Annotated in this window: 15 protein-coding genes; 4 read left to right on the top strand and 11 right to left on the bottom strand. The window is 61.4% G+C overall.

The annotated features are described in order from the left end of the window. From AC5RUK_RS17355 to AC5RUK_RS17340, 4 genes are all read right to left on the bottom strand, one after another. Positions 1-211, bottom strand: a 211-nt coding sequence (locus tag AC5RUK_RS17355) for a hypothetical protein (RefSeq protein ID WP_494152982.1), incomplete at its 3' end; no start/stop codon positions are given. Positions 212-980: 769 nt separating this feature from the next. Further along, the gene (locus tag AC5RUK_RS17350) at positions 981-2,030 is read right to left on the bottom strand and encodes an AraC family transcriptional regulator (RefSeq protein WP_494152981.1); all 1,050 of its coding nucleotides are present in this window, start codon (positions 2,028-2,030) and stop codon (positions 981-983) included. Positions 2,031-2,257: 227 nt separating this feature from the next. Next, entirely contained in the window at positions 2,258-3,586 is a 1,329-nt protein-coding gene (locus AC5RUK_RS17345; protein ID WP_494152980.1) for a dihydrolipoamide acetyltransferase family protein, read from the bottom strand. Positions 3,587-3,618: 32 nt separating this feature from the next. Further along, entirely contained in the window at positions 3,619-5,835 is a 2,217-nt protein-coding gene (locus tag AC5RUK_RS17340; RefSeq protein WP_494152979.1) for an alpha-ketoacid dehydrogenase subunit alpha/beta, read from the bottom strand. A 138-nt stretch (positions 5,836-5,973) separates the two neighbouring features. On the opposite strand from AC5RUK_RS17340, the gene AC5RUK_RS17335 reads away from it, so the two are divergent. Together AC5RUK_RS17335 and AC5RUK_RS17330 are read left to right on the top strand one after the other, a co-directional pair. Beyond that, on the top strand, positions 5,974-6,660 hold the full coding sequence (locus AC5RUK_RS17335) for a GntR family transcriptional regulator (protein ID WP_494152978.1): 687 nt from the start codon (positions 5,974-5,976) through the stop codon (positions 6,658-6,660). A 20-nt stretch (positions 6,661-6,680) separates the two neighbouring features. After that, positions 6,681-7,220 (top strand): VOC family protein, encoded by a 540-nt coding sequence (locus tag AC5RUK_RS17330; RefSeq protein ID WP_494152977.1) that lies wholly within the window; start codon positions 6,681-6,683, stop codon positions 7,218-7,220. Between the two features lie 149 nt (positions 7,221-7,369). On the opposite strand, the gene AC5RUK_RS17325 is transcribed toward AC5RUK_RS17330, so the two are convergent. From AC5RUK_RS17325 to AC5RUK_RS17315, 3 genes are read right to left on the bottom strand one after another with little or no spacing between them, the layout of a single operon-like run. After that, entirely contained in the window at positions 7,370-8,518 is a 1,149-nt protein-coding gene (locus AC5RUK_RS17325) for an FAS1-like dehydratase domain-containing protein (RefSeq protein WP_494152976.1), read from the bottom strand. Next, a complete protein-coding gene (locus AC5RUK_RS17320; protein WP_494152975.1) occupies positions 8,515-10,641 on the bottom strand; it encodes an acetate--CoA ligase family protein in 2,127 nt (708 codons plus the stop codon). The genes AC5RUK_RS17325 and AC5RUK_RS17320 overlap by 4 nt, the downstream gene beginning before the upstream one ends. Further along, positions 10,642-11,238 carry a VOC family protein gene (locus tag AC5RUK_RS17315; protein WP_494152974.1) on the bottom strand — a complete coding sequence of 199 codons (597 nt, stop codon included), beginning with the start codon at positions 11,236-11,238 and terminating at the stop codon, positions 10,642-10,644. 317 nt (positions 11,239-11,555) lie between these two features. Between AC5RUK_RS17315 and AC5RUK_RS17310 the strand changes: the two genes are divergently transcribed. Further along, complete coding sequence (locus tag AC5RUK_RS17310) at positions 11,556-12,317, top strand: SDR family NAD(P)-dependent oxidoreductase (protein ID WP_494152973.1); 762 nt, start codon at positions 11,556-11,558, stop codon at positions 12,315-12,317. 216 nt (positions 12,318-12,533) lie between these two features. Here the strand turns inward: AC5RUK_RS17310 and AC5RUK_RS17305 are convergent, their stop codons facing one another. Continuing rightward, the gene (locus AC5RUK_RS17305) at positions 12,534-13,337 is read right to left on the bottom strand and encodes an IclR family transcriptional regulator (protein ID WP_494152972.1); all 804 of its coding nucleotides are present in this window, start codon (positions 13,335-13,337) and stop codon (positions 12,534-12,536) included. Between the two features lie 232 nt (positions 13,338-13,569). On the opposite strand from AC5RUK_RS17305, the gene AC5RUK_RS17300 reads away from it, so the two are divergent. Continuing rightward, complete coding sequence (locus AC5RUK_RS17300; RefSeq protein WP_494152971.1) at positions 13,570-14,610, top strand: AraC family transcriptional regulator; 1,041 nt, start codon at positions 13,570-13,572, stop codon at positions 14,608-14,610. On the opposite strand, the gene AC5RUK_RS17295 is transcribed toward AC5RUK_RS17300, so the two are convergent. The 3 genes from AC5RUK_RS17295 to AC5RUK_RS17285 form a co-directional block, all read right to left on the bottom strand. Next, complete coding sequence (locus AC5RUK_RS17295; RefSeq protein WP_494152970.1) at positions 14,607-15,365, bottom strand: biotin transporter BioY; 759 nt, start codon at positions 15,363-15,365, stop codon at positions 14,607-14,609. The two genes, AC5RUK_RS17300 and AC5RUK_RS17295, sit on opposite strands and share 4 nt — an antisense overlap. Positions 15,366-15,951: 586 nt before the next feature. After that, positions 15,952-16,473 (bottom strand): flavin reductase family protein, encoded by a 522-nt coding sequence (locus AC5RUK_RS17290; protein ID WP_493957765.1) that lies wholly within the window; start codon positions 16,471-16,473, stop codon positions 15,952-15,954. 406 nt (positions 16,474-16,879) lie between these two features. Beyond that, a partial coding sequence (locus tag AC5RUK_RS17285; protein WP_494152969.1) for an MFS transporter occupies positions 16,880-17,862 on the bottom strand: 983 nt, incomplete at its 5' end.

The raw sequence follows: 17,862 nt of genomic DNA, 5'->3' as shown, positions 1-17,862 counted from the left end.
CGTGCACATCATGGCCCAGCTCAGCAAACCGGTGAAGGGCATAAATGCCCCCCATCCCCGCACCGACCACAACGACCGAATACTCCTCCACCTCACCGGCGTGATGCTGAGCGGCGAAGATACGTGATGCATCGTTCATGATTGCCGTACCTCCGGGGGAACTGCACAAGGGGCTTGCAGCTTTGATCTTGCTTTGTTGGCTGTTAATCATTGATTCTCCAAATTCGTTAGGCTTCGGAGCTGAAGAACACCTGTGACGGATCGCATCAGGCGAAACGTGATCGAATTCGCGATAGGCGCCCGTGTCCGCGAAGTTTTCTCGCCGTCAGTCCGCCGGCTTTTTTTGTCGAGTTTCGTTGATGACTACGCTAAGTGGGACGACTCCAAGGCGACACAGGTGAGGGCGCCATTGAGGCAGGAAAGTGCGCCAGATCACTTTGCTGGTCGGCGCCGAGAAGAAAAGTTGCTGGCAGAGTGCGCCCTGACGCTGTCAGGAGCATCCGGGAACCCGGGGCATCCTGCCAAACTCACGATGGAAAGAGGGAGGCGTTGAGGACGAATGCTGTGCACTGCACCCGCGCAAACCCTCCTGTCGCATGGGCGCGCTCAACAATGCAGCGGCTACGCATGGGTGGTCGGCTCAGTCAGCACCAAGCCTTCTTATCTGCAGCGGCTTTTCCGCGCTGCCTCCTGCCCCTTCCGGCCTCGGAGCGTTCGCCGGACGTTAACGAGGACCACATGAAGACTGAGCGCGGTTCAGTAGGAAGACGGGGCGGTCTGCGCACTGAGTCCCTTTCAGCGCAGCGCAGATTCGCTCGAACGCTCCGGCCTCCCGGTCAAGACTCGCTACTTTGCTCAGGCGAGGGACGACCCCACTGTCAAACTTGCAGATACGTTTGCGGCGTAGTTACCGGCACACCGCCTCCGCCCGCGCCTGTCCGTAGGCTGGGGAGCAGACTTGTGGGTAGCCCTAAGTGCCCTCAGACCTTCGAGTTGGAGTTGTTTCTGTATTGGGAAGCCTCTCGGTACGCCGATGGCGGCACTCCCTTCCACCGTTTGAAGGCGATCGTGAAACTGGCTGGGTCTGTGTAGCCCAGGGTGCGGGAGATTCGCGAGATGGAGTAATCCGTGTTCGAGAGCAGGTCGGAGGCGAGGTTGCGCAAGGTCTCGTCCCGCAGCTGGGCGAAGTCGTGGCCCGTGAGTTCGAGCTTCCGCTGCAGGGTGCGTGGAGAGACTCGCAGCGTCGCGGCAACGTTTGCGAGCTTGCGGTTGAGCTCTGGGGCGGCCCTGATGGCCATCCCGACGGTGTGCGGCCAATCCCCGGTAGACCGAAGGGAGTCGAGGATTTGGTTGTCCTCTTTAACCCATGCCGCGTGCTGGAAGGCATTACCAAAGGGAAGCTCGCGCGCTGATATTGCGGGATCCCACCACAAGCGCAGCCTTTCGGATCCGCAGTCGATGCTGCAGGGGACGTGCGCCAAAATCTCGGGGGAGACATGTGCTAGCGGGAATTCGACCCGGGTAAAGGGAAAGGGCCCGCCGTAGATCCACGGGAGGGTTCGGACGTTCCAATAGAGGTCGCGGTAGACGCTGAACGGGATCAGCTCTTCCGGGACACCGGGGTAGGTGAACTCGATTCCCGCTACTGTGCCATCGGATGTCCGGAGAGGCGCGATCTCTTGGAGGGCAAAGCCTACATCCGTTGCGTCGCTGACAACCTCCACCCACGCCGTTATGGTCGGCGCGGTCAAGAATGCCATTCCGCGAACGCCAAAGGAGCCCAGCGTATAAGCTTGAGCGGCTCGCATCCACAAGTCGACACGATCTCTTGTGAGAGCGACGAACTGAAGCTGAAAGGCCAGTTCCTTCTTCGCAGGAATAGTGCCTCCCGCCCGGTTCACGGCGTCGGGGGCGATATCCGCTTTAGCCAGCGCAGTTCGCCAATCGAGCTCCGCATCCTCCAACACTCCGCATAGCGCATGAACACCGAAGTTCGGTACTCGCAGGTTCTGATACGAACTTATTCTCACTGATGTCCCCTTTCATCGGCGACGTGTAGACCTGCCTGCTCTCGACACGGCCCATGGCGCTTCTCTACCCGTCGTGGAGGCGACGGGGAGGCGGACCGGATTACCGGAGGCATGTGAAGCACGCCACCAGCATTACGCATCGCGACAAGAGCCTGCAAAAAATGCTGGGTGCCGTTCCCGGACTACAGTGGCCTAGGCGCAGCCGGCGCATCGAAGACCCTTGCTGTTTAGAGCAGGATGCTCATGGGGTTCTCGACGCGGCGTTTGAATGCGGCCAGCAGTTCTGCTGCGACCGCCCCGTCGATTACTCGATGATCGGCAGACAACGTGCAGGTCATGACGGTGGCGATGGTGAGTTCACCGTTCCGGACCACTGGGCGTGGCTCAGCTGCCCCAACCGCGAGGATGCCGGCCTGGGGTGGGTTGAGGATGGCAGAGAACTCCTTCATGCCGTACATGCCCAGGTTGGTCAGGCTGAACGACCCGCCCTCAAGCTCCCGTTGCCGGATCTTGCCGGCGGCAGCCCGGCCCTTGAAGTCGTTCATCGTCCGGCACAGGGAACTGATGGCCAAGTGTTCCAAGCCCCGGACTACCGGAGTGATCAAGCCATCTTCGGTGGCGACCGCGACGGAGACGTCAACAGCGCTGTAGCGGCGGATGCTGTCGCCGTGCCAGGAAGCGTTGGCCGCGGGTACGTCGACCAGCGCACCGCCGAGAGCCTTGAGGACGAGGTCATTGACTGTGGCCTTTTGTCCGGTGCCGGCTAGCCCCTCGTTGACCTCTCGGCGCAGCGCGAGCAGTTTGTCCACTTCTACATCGAGAGAGACGTAGAAATGCGGAACAGTAGTCTTCGACTCGGTGAGTCGTCGCGCAATGGCCCGGCGCATGCCCGATAAAGGCATCTCCCGGTAAGCTTCCTCAATGTCGCTCCCCGGCTGGCGGGTAGGCGCAGTTGAGGCGGCAGCGACAGATTCCGTGGCCGGGATGTCCGGAGTGGGGGCTGGACTTGCGGTTTGCTGGGTAGCGGCGGTCTCGACGTCACGCCGCAGAATCCGGCCACCAGGCCCAGAGCCTGCCAGCAGTCCCACGTCGACGCCGAGGTCCTTCGCAAGCTTACGGGCCAACGGCGAGCTGAATACACGGCGTTGTGAACCTTGGGAGTCAGAGGCTGGTTCCGTGGCCCTGTCCATGGCCACATTAGGGGTGTCTCGGTGAGTGGTGGGGGCTTCGGTGTCCTGAGGAACAGGCTGCTCTGCAGCACTGCGGGCGGCACCGCCGGCGGCAGCAATTTCGCGGTCGATTGCTGCTTCGTCCTCGTCTGCTTCCACGAGCACCGCGATGGGTTCCCCTACTTCCACGGAGGTGCCCGGGTCGATGAGCAGCCGCCCGACAGTGCCCGCGGCTTCAGCCTCCAGTTCTACCGTGGCTTTCTCTGTTTCAATTTCGGCGATAGGTTGGCCGGCGGCGATGGTGTCCCCGACTGTAACCAGCCAGCCATACAAGGCGGCGTCGGTGGCATCGGCCACAACGGCCGGCATGGTAATGATGGTTGCCATGGTGGAGTTTTCCGTCCTTTGAGGGGGCAGGGTCAGGAAAGGCCCAAGTTGCGAGCGACTTCGTCGAAGCCGGCCAGGACGTCGTCCAGGTCGGCGTTGGCGGAGGCTTCCAGCATTTTCGAAATGCTGGGAGCGGCCTCCCGTCCGGTGACCCTCTGGATGGGCTGGTCGAGGTGGTCGAAGTAGCGACGCTGAATCTCGTCGGAAAGCCATCCGCCGTAGGACGTGCCAGTCGCCCCTTGTTCTACAATGAGCACGTTGTTCGTCTTGGCGATCGACGCACCCACGGTGTCCCAGTCAAGCGAGGCCCGGTCCAGCCATCGCAGGTCGATGACTTCTGCGTCCAAGCCGGGCCGCTGCTCGGCCGCCTGCAGCGACACGTGGACCATGTTCAGATAACTCAGCACCGTCACGCCGGTGCCGCTACGCCGCACAGCCGCCTTCCCCACGGGCAGGCGGTAGTCGAGCTCACCTTCCGGGATCTCACCCTTCATGCCGTAGAGGTCCACGTGTTCAAGCACCAAGACGGGGTCCTGCAGATCCAAGGCAGTGTTCATCAGCCCGACGTAGTCCCGAGGTGTCGAGGCCGCGACGATGCGCCATCCGGGGCTGGTGGCGAAAATGCCGGCCGGGTCCATGGAGTGCTGTGATCCGTAGCCCGCACCCATGGCGACCTTGGAGCGCAGCACCACGGGCATCCCCGACTGGCCGCCGAACATGTGCCGGGCCTTTCCGATCTGATTGAAGACCTGGTCGGCAGCTACCCACAGGAAATCCGAGTACATGAATTCCACCACGGGCTTGTAGCGACCCGTCATGGACAACCCACCAGCGAGGCCAGCAAAAGCGTTCTCACTGATGGGTGTGCCCAGCACCCGGTCCGGATAGGCATCCTTGAGTCCTCGGGTGGCGCCGTTGGTACCTCCCTTGAGACGGTGCACGTCTTCCCCCAGCACTACGACACCCGGATCGGTGGCCATGCGGCGGTCCAGGACGTCGGCAATCGCATCGACGAAGCGCCGCTGAACAGTGGGGGTCGCTGCATCGTCGGCGGAAAGCTGCCCGGCAACGATGGGTTCGGCCCGTATGCCGGTGTCGACGGTAGCCGGGTCAGGCCACAAGTCCGTGCGGATACGCCGGGCCCCCTTGGTGCTGGCGGGATCCTTTTCGGTAATGCCCTTGATGATGCGGGCAACCACCTCGGTAATCCTCGCCCGCAGATCCTCCAGTCGTTCGTCAGTCAGCAGACCGCGGTCGAGCATCGCCCGGGCAACCTTCTGCAACGGGTCGCGCTCACGCCACTGTTTTTCCTCATCCTTCGTTCGGTAGCCAAAGGCGCTGCCGGGGAACGGCCCGTTCTGGTGGAAGTATCGATAGGTTTCCGCCTCAATGAGTGTGGGGCCGAGGCCAGCTCGCATGTGCTCCGCTGCGGCTTGTTGTGCCAGATACACGGCCAAGGGATCCATGCCATCCACCCGCCAGGACTTGATGCCAAAGCCTGGCCCGCGCGCCGCCAGCCGAGGCTCGCCTGTGACTTCAGCGACGTGCGTGGAGACGGCGTAGAGGTTGTTCTCGATGAAAAAGCCCAGAGGCAGGTGCCACGCGGCGGCGAGATTGAATGTCTCCAAGGTGGAGCCGATATTAGACGCACCGTCGCCGAAGTAGGTGACGGTCACACCCATCTCCTCTGGGGTCCCCGCTGCTGCGGCGACCTCGGCATCGTGGCGTTGCGCCCAAGCATTTCCGGCTGCCAGAGGCACGCCTCCGCCCACGATGGCGTTGGTGCCCAGGGCTCCGGCTTCGAGCCACTGCAGGTGCATTGATCCCCCGCGGCCCCCGCTGAAGCCGTCCTTCAATCCCAGAATCTCGGACATAGTACGCCGGAGGAACTCAACGATGTCGTCGTCCTTGATGCCGTCGACAATGTTCATGCCTTCCGGGCGAAGGTAGGACAAACCCTTGGCGAGGAACTGGTGATGGCCGCGATGCGTCCCGTTGACCCCGTCAGCCCCGCGGAGGGCAAGGACGGACCCGACGGCGGAACCCTCCTGCCCGATACTGGAATGAGCGGGGCCATGGACCAGGCCCTCACCTGCTAATTGCAGGACTTCCTCCTCGAAGATCCGCACCACGTTCAGCTGAACCAGCATGGTCTCAAGCAGTCCGGCCGGTGCGGCGTCCCAATCGTCACGTGACGTGCGCAGTTCCGTGCAGTCAGTAGACAAGGCCAGAGGGGTGGAGGTCGTCATCAGGGCTCCCAAAGTGGGTTGACAAGGGGAATCACGGGCTGTGATGTACTCCCCAAGATACAATAGATTGGATCCAATACGGCCCTCTTGTCCGCAGAAGGTAGAAATATTTCGCCCTAATGGATCCAATGCAGTGGAATGACCACAACAAACGCCCCGAAAGGAAGCAGCTTGCATAAGAAGTCGAGTGCGGCGAGTCAACGCATCGCCGACGAGCTCCGAGGACGAATCCTCCGCGGATCCCTGTCCCCTGGTACACGTATCCGGCAGGAAGAGATCGCGGAGGAGTTCGGGGTGAGTAGGCTACCTATTCGCGAAGCACTGCGCATGCTGGAGTCTCGCGGTTTGGTGACACTCGTGGCCTCTACTGGGGCGTGGGTCAGCAGCATGAATTTATCGGAATGCCAAGAGAGTTACCTGATCCGAGAACGACTCGAACCACTAGCCTTGGGACTAGCTGTTGAGCGCATTGACGACAGCACCGTTGACGAACTCGACCAACTCGCGACGATGATGGAAAACTCTCGTTCCGTCGAGGAGTTCGTGGACTTGGACCGACGCTTCCACCTTCTAAGCTTCCAGGCCGCGGGAATGCCAACTCTGCTTGAGATGGTAGAACGACTGTGGAATACAACGCAGCACTACCGTAGAGCCTACGTACAAATGGTTGGGACGGAAGGGCTGCAGGAAACGCACTTGGAGCACGCACTCCTGGTGGCCTGCATCGCGCGGCGGGACGCCCGATCAGCCGAGGATCTACTGGCCATGCACGTGCGCAAGACTCGCACCGCCTTGGAGGACCACCCGGAAATCTTTGACCATTGACCAGACAGGGAGAGAATGCCATGCAGGACAGCAACAGTTCCGGAGGCGGGCGCGGTCTCCCCGGCATCACTGGGACAGATCACATCGGATTTACGGTGCCGGACATGGAGCAGGCCCACGATTTCCTGGTGGACGTCATCGGGTGCGACCACGTTTACACGTTGGGTCCCTATCCCCGCAATCCGGAGCTGATGATCACTAAACTCAACGTCGATCCTGAGACGGTAATGCAACAGATCCGTTTCTACCGGTGTTTCAACGGGGCGAACTTTGAGGTTTTTCATTACGAGTCCCCCGACCAACGCCAAGCTCAGCCCCGAAACAGCGACATCGGCGGGCACCACATCGCCTTTTACGTCGACGATCTTGACGAGGCTATCGCCTACCTTAAAGCACGTGGCGTCCGGGTACTCGGCGAACCTACCCGCAGCTCCGGCCCCAGCGCAGGCCAGCGGTGGGTGTACTTCCTGTCGCCGTGGGACATGCAGTTCGAACTCGTCTCATTTCCGGAGGGCAAGGCCTATGAGGCGGATTCCGCCGTCAGACTCTGGAAACCCTGACCACCCACTAAGGAAGTTGGCCTCGGGGCTCCGCCACTGCACGGCGGCACAACGGATGAGCCGCTCACCGACGCCCTCGGAACGATGCGCTGACAGGGCGGAAGCGCTGACGATTGGAGATCGTCAGCGCTTCCGCCGTGTGCACTCGGTCAGGCTGCGTGCGCCTCTACCAGCGACACGATCGCTACAGCACTCGTGGTCTCGACACCGAGCTGGTTCACGGCCTTCACGGTAATTTCGGCGCATGCTCCGTGGGTCTCGTCGCGGAAGACCCGGGTGACCTCGCCGCCGATCCACTGCGTGTCGCCGAAGATATTCGGCTGCTTGATGCGGACCGACAGCGAGACCAGGTCAGCGTCGTCGCCCATCCAGTTAGTGACACAGTGCGCCATCCACGACACGCGCTGGTTCCCGTTGTCGTACGCACCCGGCATCCCGATCGCGTGCGCCATGGCAGCATCCTGATGCCCCAGGCTCGGGAACGGCTCAGAAAGGAAGTGCTCCGGACCCAGGTTTGTCGGCGCGCTCGGGTCGCCGTTCCGCACCCGCTCCTGCTGGCGCACGCGGGTCTCGACGCCGCGGTAGCCAGCGGTACCGATAGCTCCGGCGTAGTACGCGGTCATCGTGATGAGGTCCAGCGGACCCTTTACGACCTGCGGGACGACGTCGCCGACTGACACCGTCTCCGCGAAGCGGGTGCGCTGGCCGCGGATCTCCTCCGCGAGGATCGCCCTGCGGATCTCTTCCTTCTCCTCGTCCGTGTACACATGAGGATCGCGCGGTTCGTGCATCCGCTGGCCCTCCGAGCTTCGGGCCACGCAGACAATGGTGTTTCGGACGGTCCCGACCAGTTCCTCACCGACGAAGTAGTCGGTGCGGCCGACCTGCTCCACCAATCGGCCTGAGCGCCGGCCCTCACGTTCGCGAACGTCTTCGACGAAGGCGCGGGCCCTCACCCGTTCGCCGAGCCTGATTGGACGGTGAAATTCGACGTCGGCACCAAGGTGGAGAGCTTGGATTCCCTCGATCATCCCCATCGCCACTTCGGCGTCGCACACGGAGTAGAGGAACGTGGGGGGTGCGACCCGTGTACCGAAACGCGTTGTCTGCGCGTACGAATCGGAGAGCCACAGCGGATTCTCGTCACCGATTCCCCATGCATAGTGACGGATCGAGTCGGTGCTGGCCTCCTCGTTCCATTGCACAACTACGGCTGACGTGCCAATGAAACTCTTCATGTAGGCGACGTCTTCATCGGTGATCTGCCTCGCCGGTACGGCTGTGGTGGTGGTACTCATTTTGTTGCTCCTCCTGGAGTGTTGTTGACCGACACGACTGCGTCGACGACGGTAACGGTGGCTGTTTCCGGATCAGCCAGGATCGGATTGAACTCGAACTCGTGAATGTCTCCGCGCTGCTCGGCCCAGGTGAGGATGTCCATCACCGTGCTGGTGAGCGCTTCGAGGGTCTTCGCCCCGGGATCCTTCCGCAGGCTGGCGTTGACGATCCGGGCCGCGGAAATTGCATCACGGACCTCCGGACGGGATACGGGGAGAGGAAGGATCCGGATGTCGTCGATCGCTTCCGTCATCCCACCTCCGGTGCCGACGACGAGGACTGGGCCGAACTCGGGATCGCGCCGCAGTCCCACAAGGACCTCGGTCTTTCCGGACGCCATTGCCTGGACCGAGATCGTGGCGGTTTCCGTTTGAAGGCCCGTGAGCTGGTTCGCAGCGGCCCGCGCCGCATCGGGGCTCTCGACGCCAATGAACACTCCGCCGACGTCTGCCTTGTGAAGGATCTCCGCATCATCGATCTTGATCGCGACCGGGAAACCAATCTCCTCCGCCGCGCGTACGGCGTCCTCAACCTCGCGGACGGCGCGACTCGCCGGCACGGGAACGCCTGCCTCAGCAAGGGATCCGGCGGCCTCCCGCCAGCTCAGGTGGCGGGTCTCGTCCGACGCGGTGGCCTTCAACGCCGTGCCGACAAGGACACCGCGGTCGGCGCGCACGCGTTGGACCTGGGCCCAGGAGGCGGCAGCCGCGACCGCATCCAGCGCACGCCCTGCGGTGGGAAGTGAGAGCACTCCGGCCCCACGCAGGACCCCGGCCTGGGCCGGGGTGACGCGGTCGTCCTCTGACAGCGGGACAACGATGACGCGCACGCCGGCCGGGATCGCCATGGCGGCGATGCCGGCGACCAACTCGTCGAAGTCGTGGGCAAGCCGGGTCGCGGTCACGATGACCCAGCCGTCCGGCGTCGTACCAACGACGCGGTCGACAATGCGCAGGTAGTCGGCGGTAGTCGACTGGACTCCGACGTCGACGGGGTTGCTGAGATGCTCGCTGCCAACCGCTTCACTGATCGAGCGCAGCGCCTCCGGTTCAAGCTGGCGGAAGCCCAAACCACGGTCCTCAGCCAAGTCGTTCCAGAGCCCGACCTGCGCGCCAGAGGTGGTGACGACGGTCAGCTCGTGGTCGAAGCCGGAGAGCCTTCCGTGGAAGACGTCGAAGGCTTCCGCCAGATCGAGGAGTTCCTCGGGCGACGTGCATACCATTCCGAAACGGTGGCGGAGCACGCTTTGCGCCACCCGGCCGCTGCCTGCCAGCTTGCCGGTATGGGACTGGGCGCTGAGCGCGCCGCGGGCCGAACGTCCTAGTTTGAGGACGATGACCGGGACACCGCGGCTCCCGGCAGCGGCGGCAGCAGCCTCGAGGTCGTCGTTCGGACCGAAGCTCTCGACGATGCACGCGAGCACGTGCGTTTCCGGTTCAGCGGTCAACCACTCGGCCCAGTCGGTGAAGCCCAGTGAAATCTCGTTTCCGGAGCTGGCCCATGCACTCAGCCCTGTGGCGCCGCGCGCGACGAGAGACTGCATGAGCGCGTTTCCGAGCCCGCCGCTCTGGGTGAACAGCGCCACGTGGCCAGCCGGGATTTGGGTACGCTGCAGGACCGAAGAGAAGGTAGCGGTCAACGATCGACCGACATGCATAAAGCCAATGCAGTTGGGCCCAATAAGCCGCGTGGTCCCCTTCGCCAATTCAGCACGGAGCATCTCGTCCCGATCGTGCCGACCGGTCTCACCGAACCCGCTGGCGAACGCGACCGCGAAGGGGACACCGAGCGCCACGCAATCGCGAAGGTCGTCTATTACCCTGTCGGCTGGACCCACGAGGACGGCAATGTCGGGCACTTCGGGGAGATCGGCGAGTGAAGCAACCGTCGGGACACCAAGCACTTCCTCATGCACACTACTGACCGCGTAATAGCGCCCACCAAATCCCAGGCGCGCGAGGTAATCAAGCGTCCGGCCCGAGGTCTTCCATGGGTCGCGAGAGGGACCAACGACTGCCACGCTCTCCGCGTCCAACGGATTGTTAATGCTCACTTGGCGTCGACCAACCTTATTGTCCAACATTCATCTTTCTCCCGTCCGTCGCACCATCGCCGGCCTGCGTTGGGCAGGTACCTCGATCGCTTCAAGCACCACGCCAAGATCGCGGTCAGTGTCAAAATAGGCGAATCCACCGTCCCCGTTCAGACCATAGCCGCGCCCCGTCTGCGTGACCCGGTAGCCCGCCTCGGTCATGAGCTCAACCGCCCAGTCCAGATCGTCAACGAACACGCCGAGATGGTGAAGGCCCATCCTCCCCTGTTCGATGAACTCATGGTAGATGCTTGGGCCGGCCAGGGGCTGGATAAGTTCGACCTGAGGGTTGGAACCGCCCATGGCCAGTTTCATGGCGAAGGCACCTTCCTCCTCCCCAACGCGAGACCAAGGCAAGAACTCCTGGTCGTAGTGGTAACAATGCCACTCCTCGATCCCGAAGGTGCGGCCATAGAGGTCTATTGCCTCGTCCATGTCCGGCACGAGAATTCCCACCTGCCCGACACTCCCCAGCGGGGTCGAGCCCAATGGAGTACCGGCCGACGGCAAAGCCGTGGAAAAGTCGCCGGAGCCGGAGGCATCATTCCGTCCGGTCAGCAACTTTCTTAATGCGGGGGAAACATTCATATTGTCATTCTTACGGCACGGCTTTCGACTATGTCAACTACTTTGCGGTGGTTACCCTCATACTATGAAACTGGCGCCATGAGATCGTGCGAGAGCCAAGCTCCGAATCTTCTCCCGACCGCCCAAGGGACATGCCTTGAGGGCAGCCTAGTGACGACACCGCGCTCGCTTGTCGAGAGCTTCCCTAGTGTCACGATTTCCGACACGGTTGGCGGCTTTTGTCATGGCGATCCGGTGCTGCCCGCCCTTAGCGTTAAGCCTGCACCAGCGTCGGCGGGTAAGCCGAGGCGAAGACTTTGAACGGGAGAAAGACGAAGATGTCACGATTAGTCGGTAAGGTCGCCATTATCACCGGCGCCGCCAGCGGAATGGGGCTCTCCGCCCTCCAGCTCTTCGCGGCCGAAGGGGCGCGGGTGTTGGCCACGGACATCTCCGAGCAGGCACTCCAACGCGCAGTCGACGAAGTCAATGGGAACGGCGGGGAGGCCCTCGCCCGGACACACGATGTCTCCTCCGTTGAGGATTGGAAGCGTGTGGTTGACGACGTTTTGGCCGAGTGGGGCACGATCGACATTTTGGTCAACAATGCCGGCATAGCCATGCCGAAGGGAGTTCTCGAAGCCGAACTGGAGGACTGGAATAAGGTCATGGCCATTAATGTCACCGGACCCTGGCTCGGGATGAAGAGCGTTATCCCCGCCATGCAGGCCGCCGGCCGCGGCTCCATCGTCAACGTCTCCTCGATCGCCGGGATGGTCGGGGGCGCTTCGGACGGTGGCAGTGCGGCGTACTCGGCTTCAAAGGGCGCGGTTCGCTCCCTGACGAAGCACACTGCCCAGTGGTTCGCAAAGGACAACATCCGGGTGAACTCGGTGCACCCCGGCCCGATCGACACCGGCATGACACGTGGCTACGGTCTGACAAGGGAAACGCTGGCCAACCCTGAGACCGTTCCTCTGCCGCCGCACGCCGGGGAGGCCTCGGACATCGCGTACGGCATGCTTTACCTTGCCTCAGACGAGGCAAAGTTCATCACCGGTACCGAGCTTGTCATCGACGGCGGATTCATTTCCCACTGACCGCACACGGAGGCGAGGCGCCACCGGAGAGCCGTGGAGTGGCACTCGGATGCCGACTGGCGTTAAGGCAACGGAAAACCAACGCGGTCGGCCTGATGGGGCGCGGAACATGCGAGGCAAGCAGTTCCGTGCGTACGAATGCGCCCGGTTGGGCCATCCCGGAAGATATCTGAGTGCCCTGGGTGGCTGCCCTAGACCGACAGCCACCCGGTCAGTTCAGTGATCTCCCTCAGTGTCTATGCGACGGGCTTCCAGCAGGACTTCTATGCACTTCTCGAAGTGCTCGGACTTGGCGAAGCGATGGAGAGGGACCGTGATCGACAGGGCGGTGCGGGGCCACTGCGCTCCTTCGAAGAGCGGAACTGCCATGCCGCAAACGCCCAGTGCATATTCTTGGTTGTCGAGTGCATATCCACGTGATCTCGTCAGCTCGAGATCTGCGAGAAGTTCAGGCAGTGTGGCGATCGTATGCTCGGTTCGCAGGGGAAGTTTGCCATCGAGCGCTCGGATCTGCTCGAGTTGCGGTTCTGGACCGAAGGCAAGGAGGGCCTTCCCGGATGCGCGCGCATGGATATCGCCGGAAACACCCACTCGCAGGTCCGCCACTCTCACAGCGTGGCTTCCTTCCTCAACGGCGACGATAGTAACGCTGCCATTTTGCCAGGCGGATAGGTACGCACTCTCGCCGGTAGCGTCGACGACCATTCTGAGAAGACCTAGCGCCTGAGGCGAGGGGCGCCAGTCTTCTTCCACGCGCGAACCCAGGTCGAGGATTTTGCCAGCCGCGAGTTTGTACGCGCGCTCGTTGCGTTCCAGATAACCGACATGAACCAGGGTCGTGAGCAAATGCGAAGTAGTAGCAAGGTGAAGACCGATCTTGCGCGCGATCGATTGCGCACGCATTGGCTCCTTCGACGCTGCAATGACATCGATGATAGTCAGCGCGCGCACAACCGACTGAACCAAGTCCTTAGGTGTCTCATCCTCGCTTGCAGTTTGCTTTTCACGTGTGCCTGCCATGTGGAAATCATACTCATATGGTGAAAGAAGGTGCCACTCACGACTCTGTAAGCCCCGGAGGCGCGTATCGGCGTTATTACCCAGCCGCGTTGCGGAGTGGCGTGAGACGCTCAAGATTATGACATACTTCACATCGTGTTCCATGCCGCTGCAGCCCAAAATGAGGATATGACGGTTCGTCCCCGCTCCCGGAGTTTTCTCTGGCCGTTCCGGGCGGCGAAAGGGTGCAGAGGTGAAATTAAGTTCGTATGAAAACCTGCGAGTCCCAAACTTCAGTGTTCATGCACTGTGCGGAGTGTTGGAGGATGCGGAGCTCGATTGGCGGACGGCGCTGGCGAAAGCGGACATCGCCCCCGACGCCGTGAACCGAGCGGGAGGCACTATTCCTGCAAAGAAGGAATTGGCCTTTCAGCTTCAGTTCGTCGCACTCACAAGAGATCGTGTCGACCTATGGATGCAAGCCGCCCAAGCTTATACGCTGGGCTCCTTCGGCGTTCGCGGATTGGCCCTCGTAACCGCTCCGACTATTGCGTCATGGGTAGAGACTGCCACTGCCATGGACTACGCTCCTGGGCTCATCGAGAGTGTGCCTTTACGGGCACCGGATGGCACAGTCGCCGGGATCGAGTTCAGCTATCCCGATGTCCCGGAAGAGCTTATCCCCTTCAGCGTCTACCGCGAGCTCTGTGTTACTGCCAAAATCCTCCCGTGGATTTACGGCAGTCCCTATCCCTTTACCCGGGTCGAATTCCCGCTGGCAGAAGTCTCCCCGGAAGTTTCCTCTCTTGTCCCCTGCAGCATCGATTGCGGCTCCGATGCATTGCGGATGTGGTGGGATCCCGCGATATCAGCACGCGAGCTTCCCTTCGGTAATGCCTTCCAGCACGCGGCGTGGGTCAAAGAGGATAACAAGATCCTCGACTCCCTTAGGTCTACGGGCGATTGGCCGCACACTGTCGCGATGGCCATCAGGGCCGCGCCTGAGCTCAACCGCAAGCTGGCAAATGTTGCCGCAACGCTTCGAGTCTCTCCACGCACCCTGCAGCGGAAGCTTGAACGAACGGGCCACGACTTCGCCCAGCTACGGGACGAGACCTTGCGCGACCTCGCCTCCGACCTGCTCACGAACACGGATTATTCCATCTCGCGGATTTCCCGCACCCTCGGCTACACAGACCCAGCCAGTTTCACGATCGCCTTCAAACGGTGGAAGGGAGTGCCGCCCACGGCGTTCAAAGATGCTTCTCGCGAAAGAACGGCTGCAGGTGCTTAAGGAGTAGCTGTCGGTCCGAGGAAGTGCAGGGCGTCGAACTTCCCACAGCCTGCATGGCCAGCACATGACCTAGGTGATTCGGCAGCGATCAGTGCAATCCCGTCGGCGCTCGGTGGGCGACTAACGCCACGCCGAGAAAATGGATGGACACGCCGCCACGATAAGGAGTCCTTGGGCAGGCGGGCGGCCAGCTTCCACGCGGCCGGCATGGCGGCTGCCGCGATCAGCGACTTCGCGATGCCGCCGATGATGAACGGGTACAGGCCCCACTCGAGGGTTTGCTGCAGGTCGGCGCCCAGGGAAATGGCCAGCCAGGCCATGCCGAAGACGAAGGTGACGACGGTGCCCGCCAAGAATGACACGGTGGCGCCCAAGAACTTTTTGTCCCAGTTGCGCTTGGCCAGCCATCCGGTCAGTCCCACGGCGGCGATGAAGCCCACCAGGTAGCCGCCGGTCGGGCCGACGGCGGCGGCCAGGCCGGAGGATGCGTCGCTGAACACCGGCATCCCGGCGACGCCGGCCACCCAGTAGAGCGCCATCGACAGCATGCCGCGGACCGGGCCGAGGGTGCTGCCGACCAGCAGCACGGCCAGGGTCTGGCCAGTGATCGGGACCGGCCACAGCGGTACGGCCAGCTGCGCCATCGCGGCGGTAAGGCCTGCCCCGCCGACAATCAGCGCGGTGTTGGCCAAGGCAGTGCTGGGGACGAGGGCGTTGGCCAGGACACCCTGGCGTACCACGGCGGCTGTACTCATATCTGCTCCTTTTCAGAGGAATATCCCGCCGAAACTGCGGATTTACGGCTCGGCTTCCGCCAGTTTCAGGCGACTTACTTCTGGTGTTAAGTTCTGCTAAGACTCGTGCGCATTGTCCCAGGCTGGAACCCGTCTTACGGTTCTCTCTTACTACCCGTCAGCGCAGCTATCCGGGATACTGGGAATTGGTCAGCATGACAACGTATCTCGACGTAATCAGTCGCATGTACCAGTCGACGCGTTGACGAAGCGTACTGCTTAAGCCAGATGATGTCGCCTGTATGGGATACCTCATCTACGGTTCCCGTTTCCACAACTCCCGTCCTACGCGAGAGAAGAATGATGTCACCCGGACGCAAGGCGGCGCAATCGTGGACACTAAATTGCGCGGGGCCCTCTAAGAGAGGCAGTGTTGATCGTTTCATAAGCTCTCTCTCTTTCACATCAAGAACCTTAAGTGCGGCAATAGGTGCGGAATCGGGGACATGAATACTCACACCATTCCGGGTGAGATGAAGGATAGGAACAATCAGTGCAGCATTAGGTGTAGAGGCTGCTCGCGTTATGCCGTGGGTTCCGGCCGCGATTAGATCCGCGATGCCTCTCCGAGCGCGTGCCAAGACCGATTGTGGTAAACCAAGGGCTCTCCAGGCCGCTCACCGCCGGACAAACCAGGTGATGCTTGGAGCGCCTCGACCGCCAAAATGGTCGAATCACCAGCAGTCATAGTGTTCACGATCCTGCCGCGTATCCATGCGTGAACCGATGGAAAGTAGGGTTCCCCGCTCGCAAGACGCGCCCACTGGGAAGTGTCGGCAAACCGATCGATTCCGCTGGTCGCACAGAGTTTGGCAATGTTCACCTGTTCCGCGCTGAGCAGATGCACAACAACCGTGTTTGCCCTGAGAATGGTTGGCGTACTAGACGACATCTTGGAGACTGAAAAGGCCAGAATATTCGGTTCGACGTTGGCCGAAATAACAGAGGTTGCGGTTAGTCCTACGGGACCGTCACCAGCATCCGCCGTGACGACCGCAACTCCACCAGGATGATGTCTGAATGCGGATTTAAATTCGTCGGCGGTAATAGCCGGTACGTCGGTGTCCACCAGTTAACCCCTCCTAAAGTGGTGCTGGCACCTGAAGCATCTCTCCTTCGATGCCAGCGTTTCGTCGATCTCAATTAGCCGACCCTTGTTCAGGTTCAACACTAAGAGCGATCTTCGCGGCTCAGCCATAGTATTGAACGCCATCCCCGCTGGAAACCGCGTCAAATTACGGAGCTTGCTTGGGACGGCACGCTAATGCCTCCACCCACGAAACGCTGCGCTTGGAACAAGCTCCACGATTGCAATATCGCTGTTTAGGGAACATGCCGCCCTCTCGGCATTTTTGGGACGACCCTTCAAAAACGTCCTCGAATCCGGATTCACTGGGAGTAAACATGTGCGATGAAAGCAGGCGTCCGGCTGGGATATCCAGCCGGACGCCTGCTCGACCCAAAGTACGGATTGCCTAACGGGCGGCGACTTGGATCTTTGTCGGATCGCTCTCTGTGTCGATCGCATGCAGGTCAGTGATGCGCTTCGGTGCCAGGAGAGCCCACACGACGACGAACGCAGCTACGACCAGAGCGAAGGCGATATAGAGGCCGACAAACGCTTCCTCCGGGATGAATCCCTGGGCGCCGGGGGCCAGCACATTCAATACAATCGCGACGGGTACGGTCGAGCCCACGAATTGGACGATGTTCTGCATGCCGATCGTCGTCGCCATGTTGTCCTGGCGCCCGGCAGCGGCAACGAGCGTGTAGGCGGTGGTCAAGCAGCTCAGGATCGTAAGGGCGTAGAGGAACGTCCATACGTAGGCCATCCACACCATGTCATGCGCGAACGCAAGGCCGAGGAACACGACAATCCCAGCGGTCCCGGAAACGAGCAAGACGACCTTTGGACCGAAACGATTGAGGCCCCAACGTGTCCAAAGGTATCCCAATCCGGCTCCGGGAATGAGTGCGAGCAGTACGTATACAGAGTCAAGTGCTGAAAGTCCGTGGCCGAAACCGGAGGACGTTGGGGTCTGGAGCAGCGCCGGCAGCGCGATAAACATTCCCTGACCGACGATACTTATCAAAAGAATCCCGGAATATCCGATGAGGGTCTGGCGGAGGTCCATGTTACGGAACGACACCAGCGGCTCTTCTGCACGCCTCTGCTGAGTAACCCAACCGGTAAACGCCACTGCCGCCACGGCAAACGAGCCGAGCACTATCGGTGAGAACCAGCCCCTGCCCGGACCTTCACTGATTCCGATCAAAAGTGCTGTCACCCAGACTCCAAGTCCAAGGGCACCGAACCAGTCAAGTCGAACCATAGCGCGTGCATTTGCGGGAGTCTCGGGAGAAACCAAGGCAAGGACCAGCAGCACCGCATACAGAGCAAAACTCACCCAAAAGACGCTTTGCCACGGCAAACCCACTTGGATAATGTAGCCGGCGA

The organism is Arthrobacter sp. Y3223065, from assembly GCF_059090885.1.
Note: the sequence above shows the minus strand (reverse complement) of the source record. Positions and strands in the feature narration are given on the sequence as shown.

Excerpts from the sequence above, each read along its gene's own strand:
- AC5RUK_RS17345 (WP_494152980.1), bottom strand. The coding sequence starts at position 3,586 with ATGGCAACCATCATTACCATGCCGGCCGTTGTGGCCGATGCCACCGAC.
- AC5RUK_RS17340 (WP_494152979.1), bottom strand. The coding sequence starts at position 5,835 with ATGACGACCTCCACCCCTCTGGCCTTGTCTACTGACTGCACGGAACTG.
- AC5RUK_RS17335 (WP_494152978.1), top strand. The coding sequence starts at position 5,974 with ATGACCACAACAAACGCCCCGAAAGGAAGCAGCTTGCATAAGAAGTCG.
- AC5RUK_RS17330 (WP_494152977.1), top strand. The coding sequence starts at position 6,681 with ATGCAGGACAGCAACAGTTCCGGAGGCGGGCGCGGTCTCCCCGGCATC.
- AC5RUK_RS17325 (WP_494152976.1), bottom strand. The coding sequence starts at position 8,518 with ATGAGTACCACCACCACAGCCGTACCGGCGAGGCAGATCACCGATGAA.
- AC5RUK_RS17320 (WP_494152975.1), bottom strand. The coding sequence starts at position 10,641 with ATGTTGGACAATAAGGTTGGTCGACGCCAAGTGAGCATTAACAATCCG.
- AC5RUK_RS17315 (WP_494152974.1), bottom strand. The coding sequence starts at position 11,238 with ATGAATGTTTCCCCCGCATTAAGAAAGTTGCTGACCGGACGGAATGAT.
- AC5RUK_RS17310 (WP_494152973.1), top strand. The coding sequence starts at position 11,556 with ATGTCACGATTAGTCGGTAAGGTCGCCATTATCACCGGCGCCGCCAGC.
- AC5RUK_RS17305 (WP_494152972.1), bottom strand. The coding sequence starts at position 13,337 with ATGGCAGGCACACGTGAAAAGCAAACTGCAAGCGAGGATGAGACACCT.
- AC5RUK_RS17295 (WP_494152970.1), bottom strand. The coding sequence starts at position 15,365 with ATGAGTACAGCCGCCGTGGTACGCCAGGGTGTCCTGGCCAACGCCCTC.